The 15,073-nt window shown below is 76.7% G+C and carries 15 protein-coding genes; 9 read left to right on the top strand and 6 right to left on the bottom strand.

All coding sequences use genetic code 11. From position 1 onward, the window contains the following. Nucleotides 1-19: 19 nt before the first annotated feature. Complete coding sequence (locus BMZ33_RS05045) at nt 20-508, top strand: GNAT family N-acetyltransferase (RefSeq protein ID WP_091108876.1); 489 nt, start codon at nt 20-22, stop codon at nt 506-508. Between the two features lie 16 nt (nt 509-524). Here the strand turns inward: BMZ33_RS05045 and BMZ33_RS05040 are convergent, their stop codons facing one another. Next, a complete protein-coding gene (locus BMZ33_RS05040) occupies nt 525-1,484 on the bottom strand; it encodes an NAD(P)-dependent alcohol dehydrogenase (protein ID WP_091108478.1) in 960 nt (319 codons plus the stop codon). Nucleotides 1,485-1,711: 227 nt separating this feature from the next. On the opposite strand from BMZ33_RS05040, the gene BMZ33_RS05035 reads away from it, so the two are divergent. Continuing rightward, the gene (locus BMZ33_RS05035; RefSeq protein WP_091108476.1) at nt 1,712-2,908 is read left to right on the top strand and encodes an HNH endonuclease signature motif containing protein; all 1,197 of its coding nucleotides are present in this window, start codon (nt 1,712-1,714) and stop codon (nt 2,906-2,908) included. A gap of 109 nt (nt 2,909-3,017) precedes the next feature. Here BMZ33_RS05035 and BMZ33_RS05030 read toward each other — a convergent pair whose 3' ends face one another. Together BMZ33_RS05030 and BMZ33_RS05025 are read right to left on the bottom strand one after the other, a co-directional pair. Further along, entirely contained in the window at nt 3,018-3,518 is a 501-nt protein-coding gene (locus BMZ33_RS05030; protein WP_169063908.1) for a GNAT family N-acetyltransferase, read from the bottom strand. Then, a complete protein-coding gene (locus BMZ33_RS05025; RefSeq protein WP_091108472.1) occupies nt 3,515-4,351 on the bottom strand; it encodes an alpha/beta fold hydrolase in 837 nt (278 codons plus the stop codon). Before BMZ33_RS05025 ends, BMZ33_RS05030 begins: the two co-directional genes overlap by 4 nt. Nucleotides 4,352-4,415: 64 nt before the next feature. Here BMZ33_RS05025 and BMZ33_RS05020 point away from each other — a divergent pair, with 64 nt between their 5' ends. From BMZ33_RS05020 to nudC, 6 genes are all read left to right on the top strand, one after another. Further along, nucleotides 4,416-5,819 carry a dipeptidase gene (locus BMZ33_RS05020; RefSeq protein WP_169063907.1) on the top strand — a complete coding sequence of 468 codons (1,404 nt, stop codon included), beginning with the start codon at nt 4,416-4,418 and terminating at the stop codon, nt 5,817-5,819. Continuing rightward, on the top strand, nt 5,816-6,211 hold the full coding sequence (locus BMZ33_RS05015) for a hypothetical protein (RefSeq protein WP_091108468.1): 396 nt from the start codon (nt 5,816-5,818) through the stop codon (nt 6,209-6,211). Before BMZ33_RS05020 ends, BMZ33_RS05015 begins: the two co-directional genes overlap by 4 nt. Nucleotides 6,212-6,239: 28 nt before the next feature. Then, on the top strand, nt 6,240-7,133 hold the full coding sequence (locus BMZ33_RS05010) for a DUF2510 domain-containing protein (RefSeq protein ID WP_091108466.1): 894 nt from the start codon (nt 6,240-6,242) through the stop codon (nt 7,131-7,133). A gap of 253 nt (nt 7,134-7,386) precedes the next feature. Continuing rightward, nucleotides 7,387-8,697: a M16 family metallopeptidase gene (locus BMZ33_RS05005; RefSeq protein ID WP_091108464.1), complete on the top strand. Its 1,311-nt coding sequence runs from the start codon at nt 7,387-7,389 to the stop codon at nt 8,695-8,697. Then, on the top strand, nt 8,694-10,067 hold the full coding sequence (locus BMZ33_RS05000; protein ID WP_091108462.1) for a M16 family metallopeptidase: 1,374 nt from the start codon (nt 8,694-8,696) through the stop codon (nt 10,065-10,067). Before BMZ33_RS05005 ends, BMZ33_RS05000 begins: the two co-directional genes overlap by 4 nt. Further along, nucleotides 10,064-11,020 (top strand): NAD(+) diphosphatase, encoded by a 957-nt coding sequence (gene nudC / locus BMZ33_RS04995; RefSeq protein WP_091108460.1) that lies wholly within the window; start codon nt 10,064-10,066, stop codon nt 11,018-11,020. Before BMZ33_RS05000 ends, nudC begins: the two co-directional genes overlap by 4 nt. 57 nt (nt 11,021-11,077) lie before the next feature. Here nudC and BMZ33_RS04990 read toward each other — a convergent pair whose 3' ends face one another. The 3 genes from BMZ33_RS04990 to BMZ33_RS04980 form a co-directional block, all read right to left on the bottom strand. Then, nucleotides 11,078-11,563, bottom strand: a complete 486-nt coding sequence (locus BMZ33_RS04990) for a nucleoside/nucleotide kinase family protein (protein ID WP_169063906.1) — start codon at nt 11,561-11,563, stop codon at nt 11,078-11,080. A gap of 164 nt (nt 11,564-11,727) precedes the next feature. After that, nucleotides 11,728-12,372 (bottom strand): ANTAR domain-containing protein, encoded by a 645-nt coding sequence (locus BMZ33_RS04985; RefSeq protein WP_169063905.1) that lies wholly within the window; start codon nt 12,370-12,372, stop codon nt 11,728-11,730. A gap of 121 nt (nt 12,373-12,493) precedes the next feature. Further along, nucleotides 12,494-12,757 (bottom strand): mycoredoxin, encoded by a 264-nt coding sequence (locus BMZ33_RS04980; RefSeq protein WP_169063904.1) that lies wholly within the window; start codon nt 12,755-12,757, stop codon nt 12,494-12,496. A gap of 197 nt (nt 12,758-12,954) precedes the next feature. On the opposite strand from BMZ33_RS04980, the gene BMZ33_RS04975 reads away from it, so the two are divergent. After that, nucleotides 12,955-14,997, top strand: a complete 2,043-nt coding sequence (locus tag BMZ33_RS04975) for an ATP-dependent helicase (protein ID WP_091108455.1) — start codon at nt 12,955-12,957, stop codon at nt 14,995-14,997. The last annotated feature ends 76 nt before the right edge of the window (nt 14,998-15,073 follow it).

The raw sequence follows: 15,073 nt of genomic DNA, 5'->3' as shown, positions 1-15,073 counted from the left end.
TCAGCCTGACGGCGTGAGCATGGCGATCCGGGACCTGCACGACGCCGACCTGGGCGAGGTGGTCGCCCTGTCGCTCCGGGCCTGGGCGCCGGTGTTCGCCTCCTTCGAGACGGTCCTCGGCCCGGCGGTGTACCGGCACCTGTACCCCGACTGGTCGAGGTCGCAGGCCGAGGCGGTCGAGCGGGTCTGCCGCGACCCGGGGACGCGGGTGCGGGTCGCGGTCGAGGACGGCCGGCCGGTCGGGTTCGTGGCCGTCGTCGTCCACGACGAGGCGCACGACGAGCCCGGCAGCGGCGAGGTCGAGATGCTCGCCGTCGACCCGGGGTCGCAGCGGCGCGGGATCGGGCGGGCACTGCTCGACGACGGGGTGGAGCAGCTGCGACGGGCGGGTGTGCGCATCGTGGCCATCGGCACCGGCGGCGACCCGGGACACGCGCCGGCCCGCCGCACCTACGAGGCGGCCGGGTTCACCGCGCTGCCGCTGGTCCGCTACCACCGGCTGACCTGACGGCAGCAGCGACCGGTCAGCGGGTGGCGGACGTCGTGAGCACGACCTTGCCGGTGGCCGGGCCGGCCGCGTGCCGGTAGGCGTCCTGCGCCCGGTCGAGCGGGACGGTGCGGTCGACGGCCGGTCGCAGGCGCCCGCTGTCGACCAGCGCGGCGAGGTGGGACAGGTCGGCCGACCGGGCCGTGGTCCGGACCGCGGCGAACGCCGGCCCGTGGCGCCGCCACCGGCCGGGCACCAGCTCCCGGGGCGTGTCGCGGCCCACGGCCCGGGTGGTGACGAAGACGCCGTCGTCCGCCAGCAGGGTGCGGGCGGCGGAGAAGGGCAGCCGGCCGGGGGTGTCGAGGACGACGTCCCAGCGGCGGCCGAGGGTGGTGACGTCCTGCTCGTGCCGGTCGACCAGGTCGTCGGCGCCCAGCCGGCCGACGAAGTCCAGCTTCGGGCCACCGGCCACACCGGTGACGTGGGCGCCGGCCAGGCGGGCCAGCTGGACGCCGAACGAGCCGATGCCCCCGGAGGCGCCGAGGACCAGCACGCGACGCGACCGCCGGGCGCGCAGCGCCGCCCGGCCGTACAGGGCCTGCAGCGCGGTGAGCCCGGCCAGGGGCAGGGCGGCGGCCTCGGCCGACGAGCAGGACGCCGGGACGCGGGCGGCGTGCTCCTGCCCGACCAGCACGCGCTCGGCCTGGCCGCCGCCGGAGTGCGGCAGCAGTGCCATGACCCGGTCACCCGGCGAGAAGGCCGTCACCCCGGGACCGCAGTCGAGCACCTTCCCGGCCACGTCGAAGCCCGGCCGGCCGACCCGGCGGATGACGGCGGCGGTGACACCTGCGCCGAGCATCCCGAGGTCGGTGCCGTTGACGCTGCACGCCTCGACCCGCACCAGGAGCTGGTCGCCGGTCGGCGCCGCGGGCTCGGCGACGTCCTCCACCGCCGGCACGACCCGGTCCCCGGAGCCACGCAGCCGGACCGCGCGCACGGGCGCTCAGCTCCCGCTCGTCGGCTGGACGGACACGGGAGGCCACTACCCCGGGTACCAGCCCTGACCCGTGCTCTCGGCGGGTCCTGGACGCCGGTGTCCGGCTCGGTCGCGCGGCACCGAGGTCGGTCAGGATAGCCGTCAAGGTGCCTGCCGGTTCTGTGGACACCGGCTCCGACCTGCGGATACAGGTCGCCCGACGACTCCGATGGCGATAGGATGCGTACATGTGTTCGAGTAGTGCGGCGATCGAGACGGACGGGTTGTCCGACGGCGAGCTGCTCGACGCGATCGCCGCCACGGTGGCCGCGCGTAACCGGGAGGACGCCCGGCTGGCCCGGCTGGTCCGGGCAGCGGAGCACCGGCAGGCCGCCGAGCGCGACGGACTCAAGAGCATGCGCTCCTGGCTGGGCGGGCACTGCCGGCTCTCGGCCACCGCGGCGGCGCGGATGGTGGGCAACGCCCGGGTGCTGGAGCACCTGCCCGCGCTGGCCGAGGCGCACGACGCCGGGCTGGTGTCGGCCGAGCAGGTGTCGATCGCCGCGACGGTGCTCACCCCGGAGCGGCTGGCGGCCGCCGCTGGGCAGGGCGTGGACCTGACCGAGATCGATGCGGTGCTCACCGGGCTGGCGATCGAGCACCCGTACGCGGACTTCGTGCGTGCCGTGCGGCACTACCTGGCCGGCCTCGACCCGGACGGGCCGGAGCCCGACCCGACCGAGGGGCGTCGGTTGACGCTGGCGAAGCACGCCGACGGGACGCTGTCCCTGCGCGGGGAGCTCGACGCGGTCGGTGGGGAGAAGCTGCAGGCCGCACTGGAGTCCTTCGTGCAGGCCGACCGGTCCTCAGGTGATGAGCGCAGCCGCGCCCAGCGCCTCGGGGATGCGCTGGTGCAACTGTGCGACACCGCCCTGGCCTCCGGCGGATTGCCGATCCTGCGGACCGTGAAGCCGCACGTCGCCGTCGTGGTCGACCTGGAGGACCTGGTCGACCCGGCCACCGGCCCCGAGGTTGGGCGGATGGGGTTCGGCGCGGCCATCTCTGCCGCCCGGGCCCGCTGGCTGGCCTGCGACGGCAGCATCAGCCGGGTCGTGTTCGGCCCCGACGGGGCACCGCTCGATCTCGGCCGGGAGCAGCGGCTGGCTGATCGGCACCTGCGCCGCGCCGTGGAGCTGCGCGACGGCGGGTGCGTGTTCACCGGCTGCGACGCCCCCACCTGGTGGGCCGAGGTGCACCACCTGGTGCACTGGCTCGACGGCGGCGAGACCAACCTTGCGAACTCCGCATCGCTGTGCGAGCGCCACCACACCAAGGTCCACTACGGCTTCCGCGTGGAGCGACAAGCCGACGACACCTGGCGCACCTGGCGCCCCGACGGCACCGAGATCCTCATCGCGCCGCCACTGCTGCAACCGGCCGCCTGAGGGCGGGCTCCGCCCAGGCCTGTACACGCCGGCGTGACCACCTGCCGAGTCGGCGGGGTGGTCACGCCGGCGTGTCCTCAACCAGCCTCCGGTCGGTCGGCCGGCGGCGTCAGGACGCTGCGGTCAGCCGGACGCCGTACTGGAGCACGGGCACGCCCGACGGGGCGCGGAGGGCCGCCTCCTCGATCAGGCCCAGCTTGCGCGCGACGGCCAGCGACGCCGCGTTGTCCGCGTGCACCATCGCGACCACCCGCGGCACCTCCAGGGTCCGGGCGCGGTCGAGCACGGTGCGCCCGGCCTCGGTCGCGATCCCGCGCCCCCAGAACCGGCGGCCCAGCCGCCAGCCGATCTCGAGCACCCCGGTGGGTCCCCACGGCTGGGTCCACGGCTGGATCCCGGTGAACCCGGCGACCTCCTCGGCGACCAGCACCGAGAACAGGCACAGGCCCGTGCGCTCGGCCAGCTCCTGCTGCCGCTGCACGAACGCCGCGTACCAGGCCCGGTCGCGCACCTCACCCGTGCCGACGTACCGCATCACCTCCGCGTCGTCGAACAGGTCGGCCCAGGCGCCGGCGTCCTCCGTGGTGGGGACGCGGAGCCGCACGCTCACGTTGACGCGATCCGGTCCAGGATTGCGGTCGCGAGCCGGTCGGGTGCCTGCTCGGGGATCCAGTGGCTCACGCCGGCCAGCTCGACGAACCGGTAGTCACCGGCCACGTGCTCGGCGCAGCCCTCGGCGGCGGTCCGGCCGATCGCCACGTCGGCGTCGCTCCACACGTACGTGGTCGGCACGGTGACGTCGTCGACCGGCGTCGCCGCGCTCATCGCCCGGTACCAGTTCAGCGCCGCGGTGAGGGCGCCGGGCGCCGACAGGACCGCCACGTACTCCTCCACCGCCTCGGGGTCGACGGCGTCCCCGTACATCCGCCGCAGCCGCCGGGCGTCGTCGGCCAGCAGGACCTCCTCGGCCTTGCCCTCCTGCCAGAACAGCCGGATGTAGGCCGAGCGCTCCTTCTGCTCCGGGTCGCTGCGGAAGGCGGCGGTGAACGCGCCGGGGTGCGGCACCGAGACCGCGGTCAGCGAGCGCACCCGGTCCTCGTGCCACGCGGCCAGGGCCCAGGCGACGTTGGCGCCCCAGTCGTGCCCCACGACGTCGGCCACCGGCACGTCCATCGCGGTCATCAGGTCGGCCGTGACCTGCGCGAGGTTGGTCAGCGCGTAGGAGTCGACGTCCAGCGGGCGGGCGCCGGGGGAGTACCCGAGCTGGTCGACGGCGTACGTGCGCAGCCCCGCCTCGGTCAGCCTCGGCGTCACCGCCGCCCAGGACGCCGACGTCTCGGGGAAGCCGTGCAGCAGCACCACCGGCCGCCCGTCCTCCGGGCCGTCGGCCCGCACGTCGAAGGTGAGGTCGCCGACGTCCACCCGCAACAGTTCTCCCGCCATGTGGCCGAACCTAACGGCCGGGGCGCGACGTGGCCCGTGCCGGCCGCCGCTACCGTCGGCGCTCGTGACGAGCCCGGAACGCGCCTTCGTGCAGGACCACCTCGACGACCTGCACGCCGACCTCGACGCGTGGCTGCGCATCCCGTCGATCTCCGCCGACCCCGCGCACGCCCCCGACGTCGCGGCGAGCGCCGAGTGGCTGGCCGGGGCGCTGCGCCGCGTCGGGTTCCCCGTCGTCGAGGTCTGGGAGACCCCCGGCGCCCCCGCCGTCTACGCCGAGTGGCCGTCGGCGGACGACGGCGCCCCGGTCGCGCTGGTCTACGGCCACCACGACGTCCAGCCGGTCGACCCGCTCGAGCTGTGGGAGCACCCGCCCTTCGAGCCCACCCGCGTCGAGGGCGCGGACGGGCCCGAGCTGCACGCCCGCGGCGCCATCGACGACAAGGGCAACGTGGCGATGCACCTGGTCGGCATCCGCGCCCACCTCGCCGCCACCGGCCGCGACACCCCCGCCGTCACCGTCAAGGTGCTGGTCGAGGGTGAGGAGGAGTCCGGCTCGCCGCACTTCGCCGACCTGCTGCGCGAGCGGGCCGACCGGCTGGCCTGCGACGTCGTCGTCGTCAGCGACACCGGCATGGCCGCGCCCGACGTGCCCAGCGCCGTCGTGGCCATGCGCGGGCTGGCCGACGCCGAGATCACCCTGCGCGGCCCCGCCGTCGACCTGCACTCGGGCTCCTTCGGCGGCGGCGTGCCCAACCCGCTGCACGCGATGGCGGCCCTGCTCGCCGCCCTGCACGACGAGCAGGGCCGCGTCACGCTGCCCGGCTTCTACGACAGGGTGCGGCCGCTGACCGACCGCGAGCGCGAGCTCATGGCCCGCGTGCCCTTCGACGAGGCCGCCTGGCTGGCCGGTCCCGCGGCCTCGCGCGCGACCGCCGGGGAGGCGGGCTTCAGCACGCTGGAGCGCATCGGCGCCCGGCCGACCGCCGAGGTCAACGGCGTGTGGGGCGGCTACACCGGCCCCGGGCACAAGACGATCGTCCCGGCCGAGGCGCACGCCAAGCTGACCTTCCGGCTGGTCGCCGACCAGACGCCCGCGGACGTCGGCCCGGCGCTGCGCGAGTGGGTGCAGCAGCACCTGCCCGACGGCATCGAGGCCGAGGTGCACACCCCGCCCGGCGGCGTCGCCCCGTGCGCCAGCGACCTCGACTCGCCGCACGTCGACGCCCTGCTGCGCGCGATCGGCCAGGCCTTCGACACCGCCCCCGACGACGTGCTGTTCACCCGCGAGGGCGGCAGCGGCCCCGAGGCCGACCTGGTCGAGGTGCTCGGCGCACCGCTGGTGTTCCTCGGCGCCGGCCTGCCCACCGACCGCATCCACTCGCCCAACGAGCGGGTGCTGCTGTCCATGCTGCACCGCGGCGCGGAGGCCGTGGCCCACCTGTGGCGGGAGCTGGCCGCACGGTGACCGGCCCGGCGGACGGCGGGCGCTTCGGCCCCTCCCGGGTGCGCGGCGTGCCCGGGTGCGGCCGGCACGGGCCGGGTGCTCGCGTGCGCACGACGACGCCGTCCTCACGGTCGTCGTCCGCCGGGCGCGGCCCGACCCCCGCGACCCTGGCCCCGCCCGGCTTCGGCTGGACCGGTCCCGGCTCGGACCTGCGGACGGCGGTGACCGCCGCCGCGGTGTCCTCCCGGCGCACCTGCGTCCCGGCGCCCGACCAGCAGGCGGTCCGCCGCGACGAGGCCCGCGGCGTCGACGGCCACCTGGCCCCGGCCCTGCTCGTCGTCCCCGTCCTCGACACGCACGCCGAGCTCCACGGGACGATCGACCGCGTCCTCGACGACGTGGTGGTCCTGTGACGGGCCCGCGGCGACCTACCCTGACCGCGTGACCGGACCAGGACTGTCGAGCGCCCCGGCGGGCTGGTACCCGGACCCCGACGGCACCCACGGCACGGTGCGCTGGTGGAACGGGGAGACCTGGTCGGACGTCACGACGCCCGCCGGTCCCGGCGTCGCCGTGCAGGCCCTCCCGGTGGCCGCCCCGCCGCACCCGCCGGTGCAGCCGGCCGGGTCGCTCCCGTGGCAGACCCCGCCCCCGCCCCGGTCGCGTGCCCGCACCGCCTGGTGGGTCGCCGGCTCGGTCCTGGCGGTGGTGGCCGTGGTCGTCGTCGCCCTGGTCGTGGGCCTGTCCGGCCGCACCGGTACGAGGCCGGCCGACGCACCGGTGGCGACCACCTCGCCGGCCGGGCCGACCTTCCCGCCGGGCACGGTGCGGATCGTCGACGAGGACGCGGGCATCTCCTACCCGTTCCTCGGCAACGGCTGGTACGAGTACGCCCTCGGGTCCATGCCCGAGACCCGCACCATCGCCGGGCAGTACTTCGTCACCCAGGAGCTGACGCCCGACGGCGGCAACTTCATCGCGCAGTGCACCTCCGGGCCCGTCGCCGACGGCTACGGCTGGACCGGCCCGGGGAGCGAGCAGGCGACGGTCACCACGCTGGCCGACAGCGTGCGCACGGCCTACTACCCGGGGCCCAACGAGCGGGAGGTGCTGCGCGACGAGGCGCTCACCGTCGACGGCGCGAACGCCCACCTCATCGAGTTCCAGCTGACCTGGGACGTCGAGGGCTACGACTCCACCGGTGAGCGCGCCGCGCTGCTCGTCATCGACGTCGGCCGCCCCGACCCCGCGCTGCTCTACCTCTCGATCCCCAACACCCACGCCGAGCTCTACGGCGTCATCGACCGGGTCGTGGCGGACGTCGACGTGCTCTGACATGGCGGTCCTCCGGACCGCACCGCGGCCACGTGCCGTCCCCGGCCCGCGCCGAGCCGCTGCGGCCGCTGCGCTCCCTCGGGGACCCTCCGGGCCCCGCTCGTCGCCCGCACCGCACCGCGGCCACGTGCCGTCCCCGGCCCGCGCCGAGCCGCTGCGGCCGCTGCCCTCCTCGGGGACCCTCCGGGCCCCGCTCGTCGGCCGTTCGTCGGCCGCGCGGCGGGTGGTGGCGGTGCGTGGTTAGGGTCGGTCCGTGACACCAGTCGGGTCCGACCTCGTCCTACGGCACCCGGTGGAGCGCTTCACGCTGGACAACGGGCTGCGGGTCGTCCTCGCACCCGACCGCAGCGTGCCGGTCGTCGCCGTGACCGTCTTCTACGACGTGGGCATGCGCAACGAGCCGGAGGGCCGCACCGGCTTCGCCCACCTCTTCGAGCACGTGATGTTCCAGGGCTCGGCGCACGTGCCGAAGATGGAGCACGCCCGGCTGGTGCAGGCCGCCGGCGGCACGTTCAACGGCTCGACCCACCAGGACTACACGAACTACTACGAGGCGCTGCCGGCCGAGGCGCTCGAGCGCGCGCTCTTCCTCGAGGCCGACCGGATGGCCGCACCGGCCATCACCGAGGAGAACCTCCGCAACCAGATCGACGTGGTCAAGGAGGAGATCCGGGTCAACGTGCTCAACCGGCCCTACGGCGCCTTCCCGTGGCTGCAGCTGCCGCAGGTCGCCTTCGAGAGCTTCGCCAACACCCACGACGGCTACGGCTCCTTCGTCGACCTGGAGAGCTCCACCGTCGACGACGCCACCGACTTCTTCTCCCGCTACTACGCACCGGGCAACGCCGTGCTGGCCGTCGGCGGCGACCTCGACGTCGGCGAGACCGAGCGGCTGGTCCGCCGCTGGTTCGGCCCGGTCGAGGCCCGCGAGGTCCCGCCGACGCCGGACACCGGCGAGCCCTCGCCGACGACGGTCCGCCGCGAGGTCGTCGAGGACCGCCTCGCCCCCGCGCCCGCCGTCGCGCTGGGCTGGCGGGTGCCCGACCCGGTCGGCGACCTCGACACCTACCTCGGCACGGTGCTGCTCGCCGAGCTGCTCAGCGAGGGCGACGCCTCCCGGCTGGAGCGCCGGCTCGTGCACGACGACCGGCTGGCCGTGGCGCAGAGCAGCTACGTGGGGCTCTTCGGCGACCCGTTCGACGTCCGCGACGCCACGCTGCTCACCACCCAGGTGCACCACCCGGCCGCCGTCGGCGTCGAGGACGTGCTCGGCGCGGTCCACGAGGAGATCGCCCGGGTAGCCGGCGAGGGCGTCCCCGCCGAGGAGCTGGCCCGGGTGCAGGCCCGCACCAGCGCCCAGCTGCTGCGCCAGGCCGACTCGGTGCTGGGCCGCACGCTGGCCTTCGCCGGCGCCGAGCTCGTCCACGGCCGGGCCGAGCTGGCCGGCGAGCTGGCCGCCCGCCTCGCCGCGGTCACGCCCGACCAGGTGCAGGTGGCGGCGAAGGGGCTCGACCCGGGCACCGCCGCCGTCCTCGAGCTGCACGCCACCGGGGGTGCCCGGTGAGCGCCCCGGTGCTCGACCTCGGCCTGGTCCCGCCGCTCGGCGAGCCGCGGCCCCAGCCGGTCCCCGAGGTGACGACCACGGCGCTGCCCAGCGGCCTGAGCGTCGTGGTGGTCCCGCGACCGGGCGTGCCGCTGGTGGAGCTGCGGCTGCGGGTGCCCTTCGCCGCCGCCTCGCCGCGCGGCGCCGCCCAGCACACCGCCCGCGCCTCGGTCCTCTCCGGTGCGGTCCTGCTCGGGACGGCGCGGCGCGACGCCACCGGGGTCGCCGAGGCGCTGCAGGGCCACGGCGCCGAGCTGTCGGTGTCGGCCGACCCCGACCGGCTGCTGTTCTCCACCACGCTGCTGGCCGAGGGGCTCGTCCCCGTGCTCGGCGTGCTCGCCGAGGTGCTCACGTCGGCGTCCTACCCGGGCGACCGGGTCGAGGCCGAGCGCGACCGGGTGGCCGAGCGGATCGCCATCGCCAACTCCCAGCCCGGGGTCATCGCGCGCACCGCGCTGGCCGCCCGCCGCTACGGCACCCACCCCTACGCCGTCCAGCTCCCGTCAGCGGAGCTGGTGGCCAGGGTCGGCGCCCCGGCCCTGCGCAAGCTGCACCGCGAGCGAGTGCTGCCCGCCGGCAGCACGCTGGTGCTCGTCGGCGACCTCGACGCCGCCGCGGCCACGGACGCCGTCGCCGCGGCACTGGAGGAGTGGACCGGCGAGGGCACCGCTGCGGTCGCCCCGCCCGCGCCGACGCTGGCGCCCGGGCACCTCGAGGTGGTCGACCGGCCCGGGGCGGTGCAGTCCAACATCCGGCTGGGCGGCCCGGCGCCCGGCCGCACCGACCCCGACCTGCCCGCCGTCCGGCTGGCGAGCATGGTCTTCGGCGGCTACTTCTCCTCGCGGCTGGTGGGCAACATCCGCGAGCAGCGCGGCTACTCCTACAGCCCGCGCAGCGGCGTCGACCACCTCACCGCGGCGTCGTCGTTCACCGTCGAGGCCGACGTCGCCACCGAGGTCACCGGGCCGGCGTTCCTCGAGACCTGGGCCGAGCTCGGCCGGATGGCGCTGGCGCCGGTCACCGAGGCCGAGCTGGACGCCGCCCGCCGCTACGTGCTCGGCTCGATGGCGCTGTCCACCGCCACGCACGCCGGGCTGGCCGGCACCATCTCCGCGCTGATCGGGTCGGGGCTGCCGGTGGAGTGGCTGGCCGAGCACCAGGCGGCGCTGGCCGCGGTCACCGTCGAGCAGGTGCAGGACGCCGCCCGCCGGTACCTGGCGCCGGCGTCGCTGACCGCCGTCGTCGTGGGCGACGCCGAGCGGGTCACCGACTCCCTCCGCGCCCTCGGCCCGGTCGACGTCACCGCCAGCGCGGCCGCGGCGCCGGCGTGAGCGTCCCCCCGGGCGGCAGCACGCCGGCCGACGTCCCCGTCACGCGCGACACCTGGCCGGCCGGCACGCGGGCCACCACCGGGCGGGTGCCCGTGCTGTCCCGCTCGGCGCACGACCGCGACCACCTCGGCCGGCTGCTCGACGACCCCACCCGCGGGCGGCCGGTGCGGGTGCTGACGGTCGACCAGCGACGCGCCGTGCCCGTGACCGAGGGCGCCGACGGCCCGGCACTGGTCTGGGACGAGCAGCCCGTCCTGCCGGTGGGCGCGGTGTACCTCGGCGAGGCCGACGGCGTCCCGTACGCCGCGGTGCGCGGCGAGCGGGCGCTCACGGTCAACGGCCGGCCGGTGGACCTGTGGACCGGGCTGCGCGAGGTGGGCGCCGACCTCGGCGACCTCGACGCCGGCCTGCTCGCCGAGGCCATCGGCATCCTCGAGTGGCACGAGCGCGCCCGGTTCAGCCCGGTCTCGGGCGCCGCGACGACCATCGAGCGCGCGGGCTGGGTGCAGCGCGACCCGGAGACCGGCACCGAGCTGTTCCCGCGCACCGACCCCGCGGTGATCATGCTCGTGCACGACGGCGGCGACCGCTGCGTGCTCGGCCGCCAGGCGGTGTGGCCGCCGGGGCGGTTCTCCATCCTCGCCGGGTTCGTCGAGCCGGGGGAGTCGGCCGAGGCCGCGGTCGCCCGGGAGGTGGCCGAGGAGGTCGGGCTCGCCGTCACCGACGTCCGCTACGTCAGCAGCCAGCCGTGGCCGTTCCCGCAGTCGCTGATGCTCGGCTTCACCGCGCGGGCCCAGGGCGACCTGGAGCTGCGGCTGGACCCGACCGAGATCGAGGAGGCCCGCTGGTGGACCCGCGAGGAGCTCGCCTCCGGTCGCGGTCCCGACGCGCTGCCGCCCCCGGTGTCCATCGCCCGCAACATCATCGACCGCTGGGTGGCCGGCGAGCTCTGAACGGCCCCGACCAGGGGCCCGCCCCGAGCCTGCGAGGGGTGGGGAGGTCGGGGTCCGTCAGCAGCCCAGGCGGCCCTGCAGCACCAGGGCGGGGTGCTCGGGGCGGTCGGCCAGCACCACGGCGTCGGCCAGGGCCACGGGGTCGACCTCGTCGTCGTAGCGGTCGAAGGCGGGCAGCTCCCAGGCCTGCTCGGCGGGGAAGCGCCGGCGCCGGGCGGCCGGCGCCACCCGCAGGTGCACGACGACGTCGAAGGCCAGCCCCACGCCCTGCAGCAGCGGACCGGGGACCAGCAGGACCCCGCCGGGTGGCACCTGCTGGTAGCCGGCCCGGGCGGCGCGGTCGCGCGCCACGTCCCACAGCACCGGCAGGTACTCGCCGGGCCCGCCGGGACCCACCCGGTCGAGGACCTCGCGCGCCAGCGCCCCGGCGTCGAGCCAGTCGGTGTAGCGGGCGTCGGGGTCGGTGCGGCCGTGCTCGAACCGCAGGGACGCCGGCCGGAGGAACCCGGCGGCCGAGACGACGACGGCGGGCCGCCCGAGCACCGGCAGCCGGTCGGCCAGCGCGGTGGCGAGCTCGCCCGGCGCGGCGACGTCGGGCCCGTCGACGGCGACCCGCAGCGCGGCGGCCCCGGGTTCGGGCGCGACGTCGGCGAGGAGGGCGGCCAGCCGGTCGGCCAGCGCGCCCGGCGTCAGCGGCTGCGGACCGCTCAGCGGCGGCCGTCCGCGGGGGCAGCGGGGCCCGGGCGGCTGGCGCTGCGCTCGACCCGCCGTCCGGGGCCGCGCCGGGGCGGGGGCGCCAGGGTCGTGGTCCCCTCGGGGAGCGGGGCGGCCGCCGACGACAGCGGCCGGTCGGGGCGCGGCTCGCCCGGGAGGCGCTCGAGCGTGCCCAGCACCTCGCGGGCGAGCTCGTGCACCGGGCGGCCGAACGAGCGGGCCTGTGCGCGCAGCCCCTCGAAGGCGGCGCGCGGCGCGACGGCGTGCCGCTCGGCGAGCACGCCGATGGCCCGCTCGACGACGACGCGGGAGGCCAGGGCGTGCTCGAGCTGGGCGACGGTGCGCTCCAGCGCGGCGATGCGCGCGGCGCGCGGGTCGCCCGACGGCTCCTCCTCGCCGGTGCCGCGGGCGGCCCGGCGGGCGGTGCGGTCGGGCTCGGCGGGCACCCCGAGGTCCTCGGCCACCAGGTCGGCCAGCGCCATGCCCTCGAGCAGGTCCCCGACGTCCTCGGCGCGGCCGGGGGAGAAGACACCCCAGCCGCGGCCGGTGCGGGCCACCACCACGGCGGGCCGCTCGCCGCCCTCCTCCGCGGTGCCGGACGGGGGGACGGCAGGGAGGTGCACGGCGTCCGAGGTCACGTCAGCGGCTCCCGCGGGTGCTCCGGCCGCTCGGCCGGGGGACGGACGGGGGTCACGGTCGCGACCCGCCGGGGGTCGATGATGCACCGCCGGGGGCCGGCGACCGGACAGCACCCGCCGGTCAGCCGCCGTTCTGCTGCGCCAGATGGGCCTTGACCTGGTCGATGCTGGGGTTGGTCAGGGCGCTGCCGTCGGCGAAGACGAGGGTCGGGACGGTGCGGTTGCCCCCGTTGGCCTGCATGACGACGTCGGCGGCGGTCGCGTCGCGCTCGATGTCGACCTCGGCGTACTCGATGCCCTCGCGCTGCATCATCTTCTTCAGCCGCACGCAGTACCCGCACCAGGTGGTGGTGTACATCGTCACGGCGGCGGGGGCGGCAGTCACTCGGGCCTCCAGGGGGTCGGGAGAGCGGTCGCTCGGCCCGGTGCAACGCCGCGGGCGGTGCGGTGCTTCCCCAGCCGGGTCCGCCGTCCCCGGCCCGGGGTGTCCCCGCCGTCTGTCGTCCCCGGCTGGGAGACTCGGGGGCGGTCTCCCGACCGACCACCCCACCCCCGTGGACGACGCCCTTGGAGGACCTGCGCATGCCGCGGACAGCCGACGCCCCCGGACGTGCCGGGAGCGCCCCGGCGCCCTCGAGCGCCGGTGCCGAGGCGGTGCTGGCCGGGCTCGACGAGGAGCAGCGGACGGCGGCGCAGGCGGTCACCGGGCCGGTCTGCATCCTCGCCGGCGCCGGCACGGGCAAGACCCGCACGATCACCCACCGCATCGCCTACGGCGTCCACACCGGCGCCTTCGTTCCCGAGCAGGTGCTGGCGGTGACCTTCACCGCCCGGGCGGCGGGGGAGCTGCGCACCCGGCTCGCCGGCCTCGGCGTGGGCGGCGTGCAGGCCCGCACCTTCCACGCCGCGGCCATGCGCCAGCTGCGCTACTTCGCCCCCCGCGTGCTGGGGGGACCGATGCCGCCGCTGGTCGAGAACAAGCTGCGGGTGGTCGCCTCCGCGGCGACCCGCAACCGGCTGACCACCGACCGCACCAGCCTGCGCGACCTCGCCAGCGAGATCGAGTGGGCCAAGACCACGCTGGCCACGCCCGAGGACTACGCCAAGCGCGCGCAGGCGGCGGGCCGGGAGCCGCCGTTCGAGGCGGACGCCGTGGCGCGGGTGTACGCGTCCTACGAGTCGGCCAAGCAGCGCGACGGGGCCCTGGACTTCGAGGACCTGCTGCTGGTCACCGCGTACGCGCTCGAGGAGCACCCCGACGTCGCCCGGCAGGTGCGCGGGCAGTACCGGTACTTCGTCGTCGACGAGTACCAGGACGTCAACCCGCTGCAGCAGCGGTTGCTCGACGCGTGGCTGGGCGGCCGGGCCGACGTGTGCGTGGTCGGCGACCCCAACCAGACCATCTACTCCTTCACCGGCGCCGACCCCGACCACCTGCTGGGCTTCGCCGACCGCTATCCCGACGCCGAGGTGGTCAAGCTCGAGCGGGACTACCGGTCCACGCCGCAGGTCGTCGCGCTGGCCAACAAGCTCATCGGGCAGGCGCCGCCGCGCAAGGGGCTGCCCGGCCTCCGGCTGCTCGGCCAGCGCGCCGAGGGCCCGGCGCCGCGCTTCCTCGAGCACGCCGACGAGCCCACCGAGGCCGCCGCGGTCGCGCAGGCCTGCCGCGCCCTGGTCGAGGCCGGGACGCCCGCGTCGGAGATCGCGGTGCTGTTCCGGATCAACGCCCAGTCGCAGGTGTACGAGTCGGCGCTCGCCGACGCCGGTGTGCCCTACGTGCTCAAGGGCGGGGAGCGGTTCTTCGAGCGGCCGGAGGTCCGCGAGGCCGTCGTCCTCCTCCGGGGCGCGGCGGCCGGGGGGAGCGAGCCCGGGGCGCTGGTCCCCACCGTGCGCGACGTGCTGGCCTCCACCGGCTGGGTGGAGCACCGTCCGCCGGCCGGCGGCGCGGCGCGCGACCGGTGGCAGTCGCTGGCCGCGCTGGTCGACCTCGCCGTCGACCTGGTCGCCGAGGACCCGGCCACGGACCTGCCGCGGTTCGTCGCGCACCTGGCCGAGCGGGCCGACGCGCAGCACGCGCCGACGGTGCAGGGCGTCACCCTCGCCTCGATGCACGCGGCCAAGGGCCTGGAGTGGGACGCCGTGTTCGTCGTCGGCCTGGTCGACGGCGTGCTGCCGATCGCGCAGTCGCTGTCCCGGCCGGAGGCGGTGGAGGAGGAGCGGCGGCTGCTCTACGTCGCCGTGACCCGTGCCCGCGAGCAGCTCACGCTGTCCTGGTCGCTGGTGCGCAACCCCGGCGCGCGGCGGCCCCGCTCCCGCAGCCGGTTCCTCGAGGGCCTGGTGCCCGGCTCCACGCCGTCGGCGGCGCCCGTGCCCCGTAAGGTCAAGAAGGCCAAGGTGGTGCTCGAGGGCGAGGCGGGGGAGCTGTTCGAGCGGCTGCGCGCCTGGCGCAGCAGCACCGCCCAGGCCGCGTCGGTGCCGGCCTACGTGGTCTTCAGCGACGCCACGCTGCAGGCGATCGCCGAGGCCCGGCCCACCAGCACCCGCGAGCTGGCGGGGCTGCCCGGCGTCGGGGCGCGCAAGCTCGAGCTCTACGGCGACGAGGTCCTCGCCACCGTCAGCGGCTGAACCGTCACGCAGCGTCCCGACGGGACGATCGCCGGAGCCTGCGTCCCGCGGCGGGAGGATGCCGCCGCTAATTCGA

Source organism: Geodermatophilus dictyosporus (assembly GCF_900115505.1).
GTDB classification, from domain to species: Bacteria; Actinomycetota; Actinomycetes; order Mycobacteriales; family Geodermatophilaceae; genus Geodermatophilus; species Geodermatophilus dictyosporus.
This window is presented reverse-complemented; position numbering and strand designations above follow the sequence as displayed.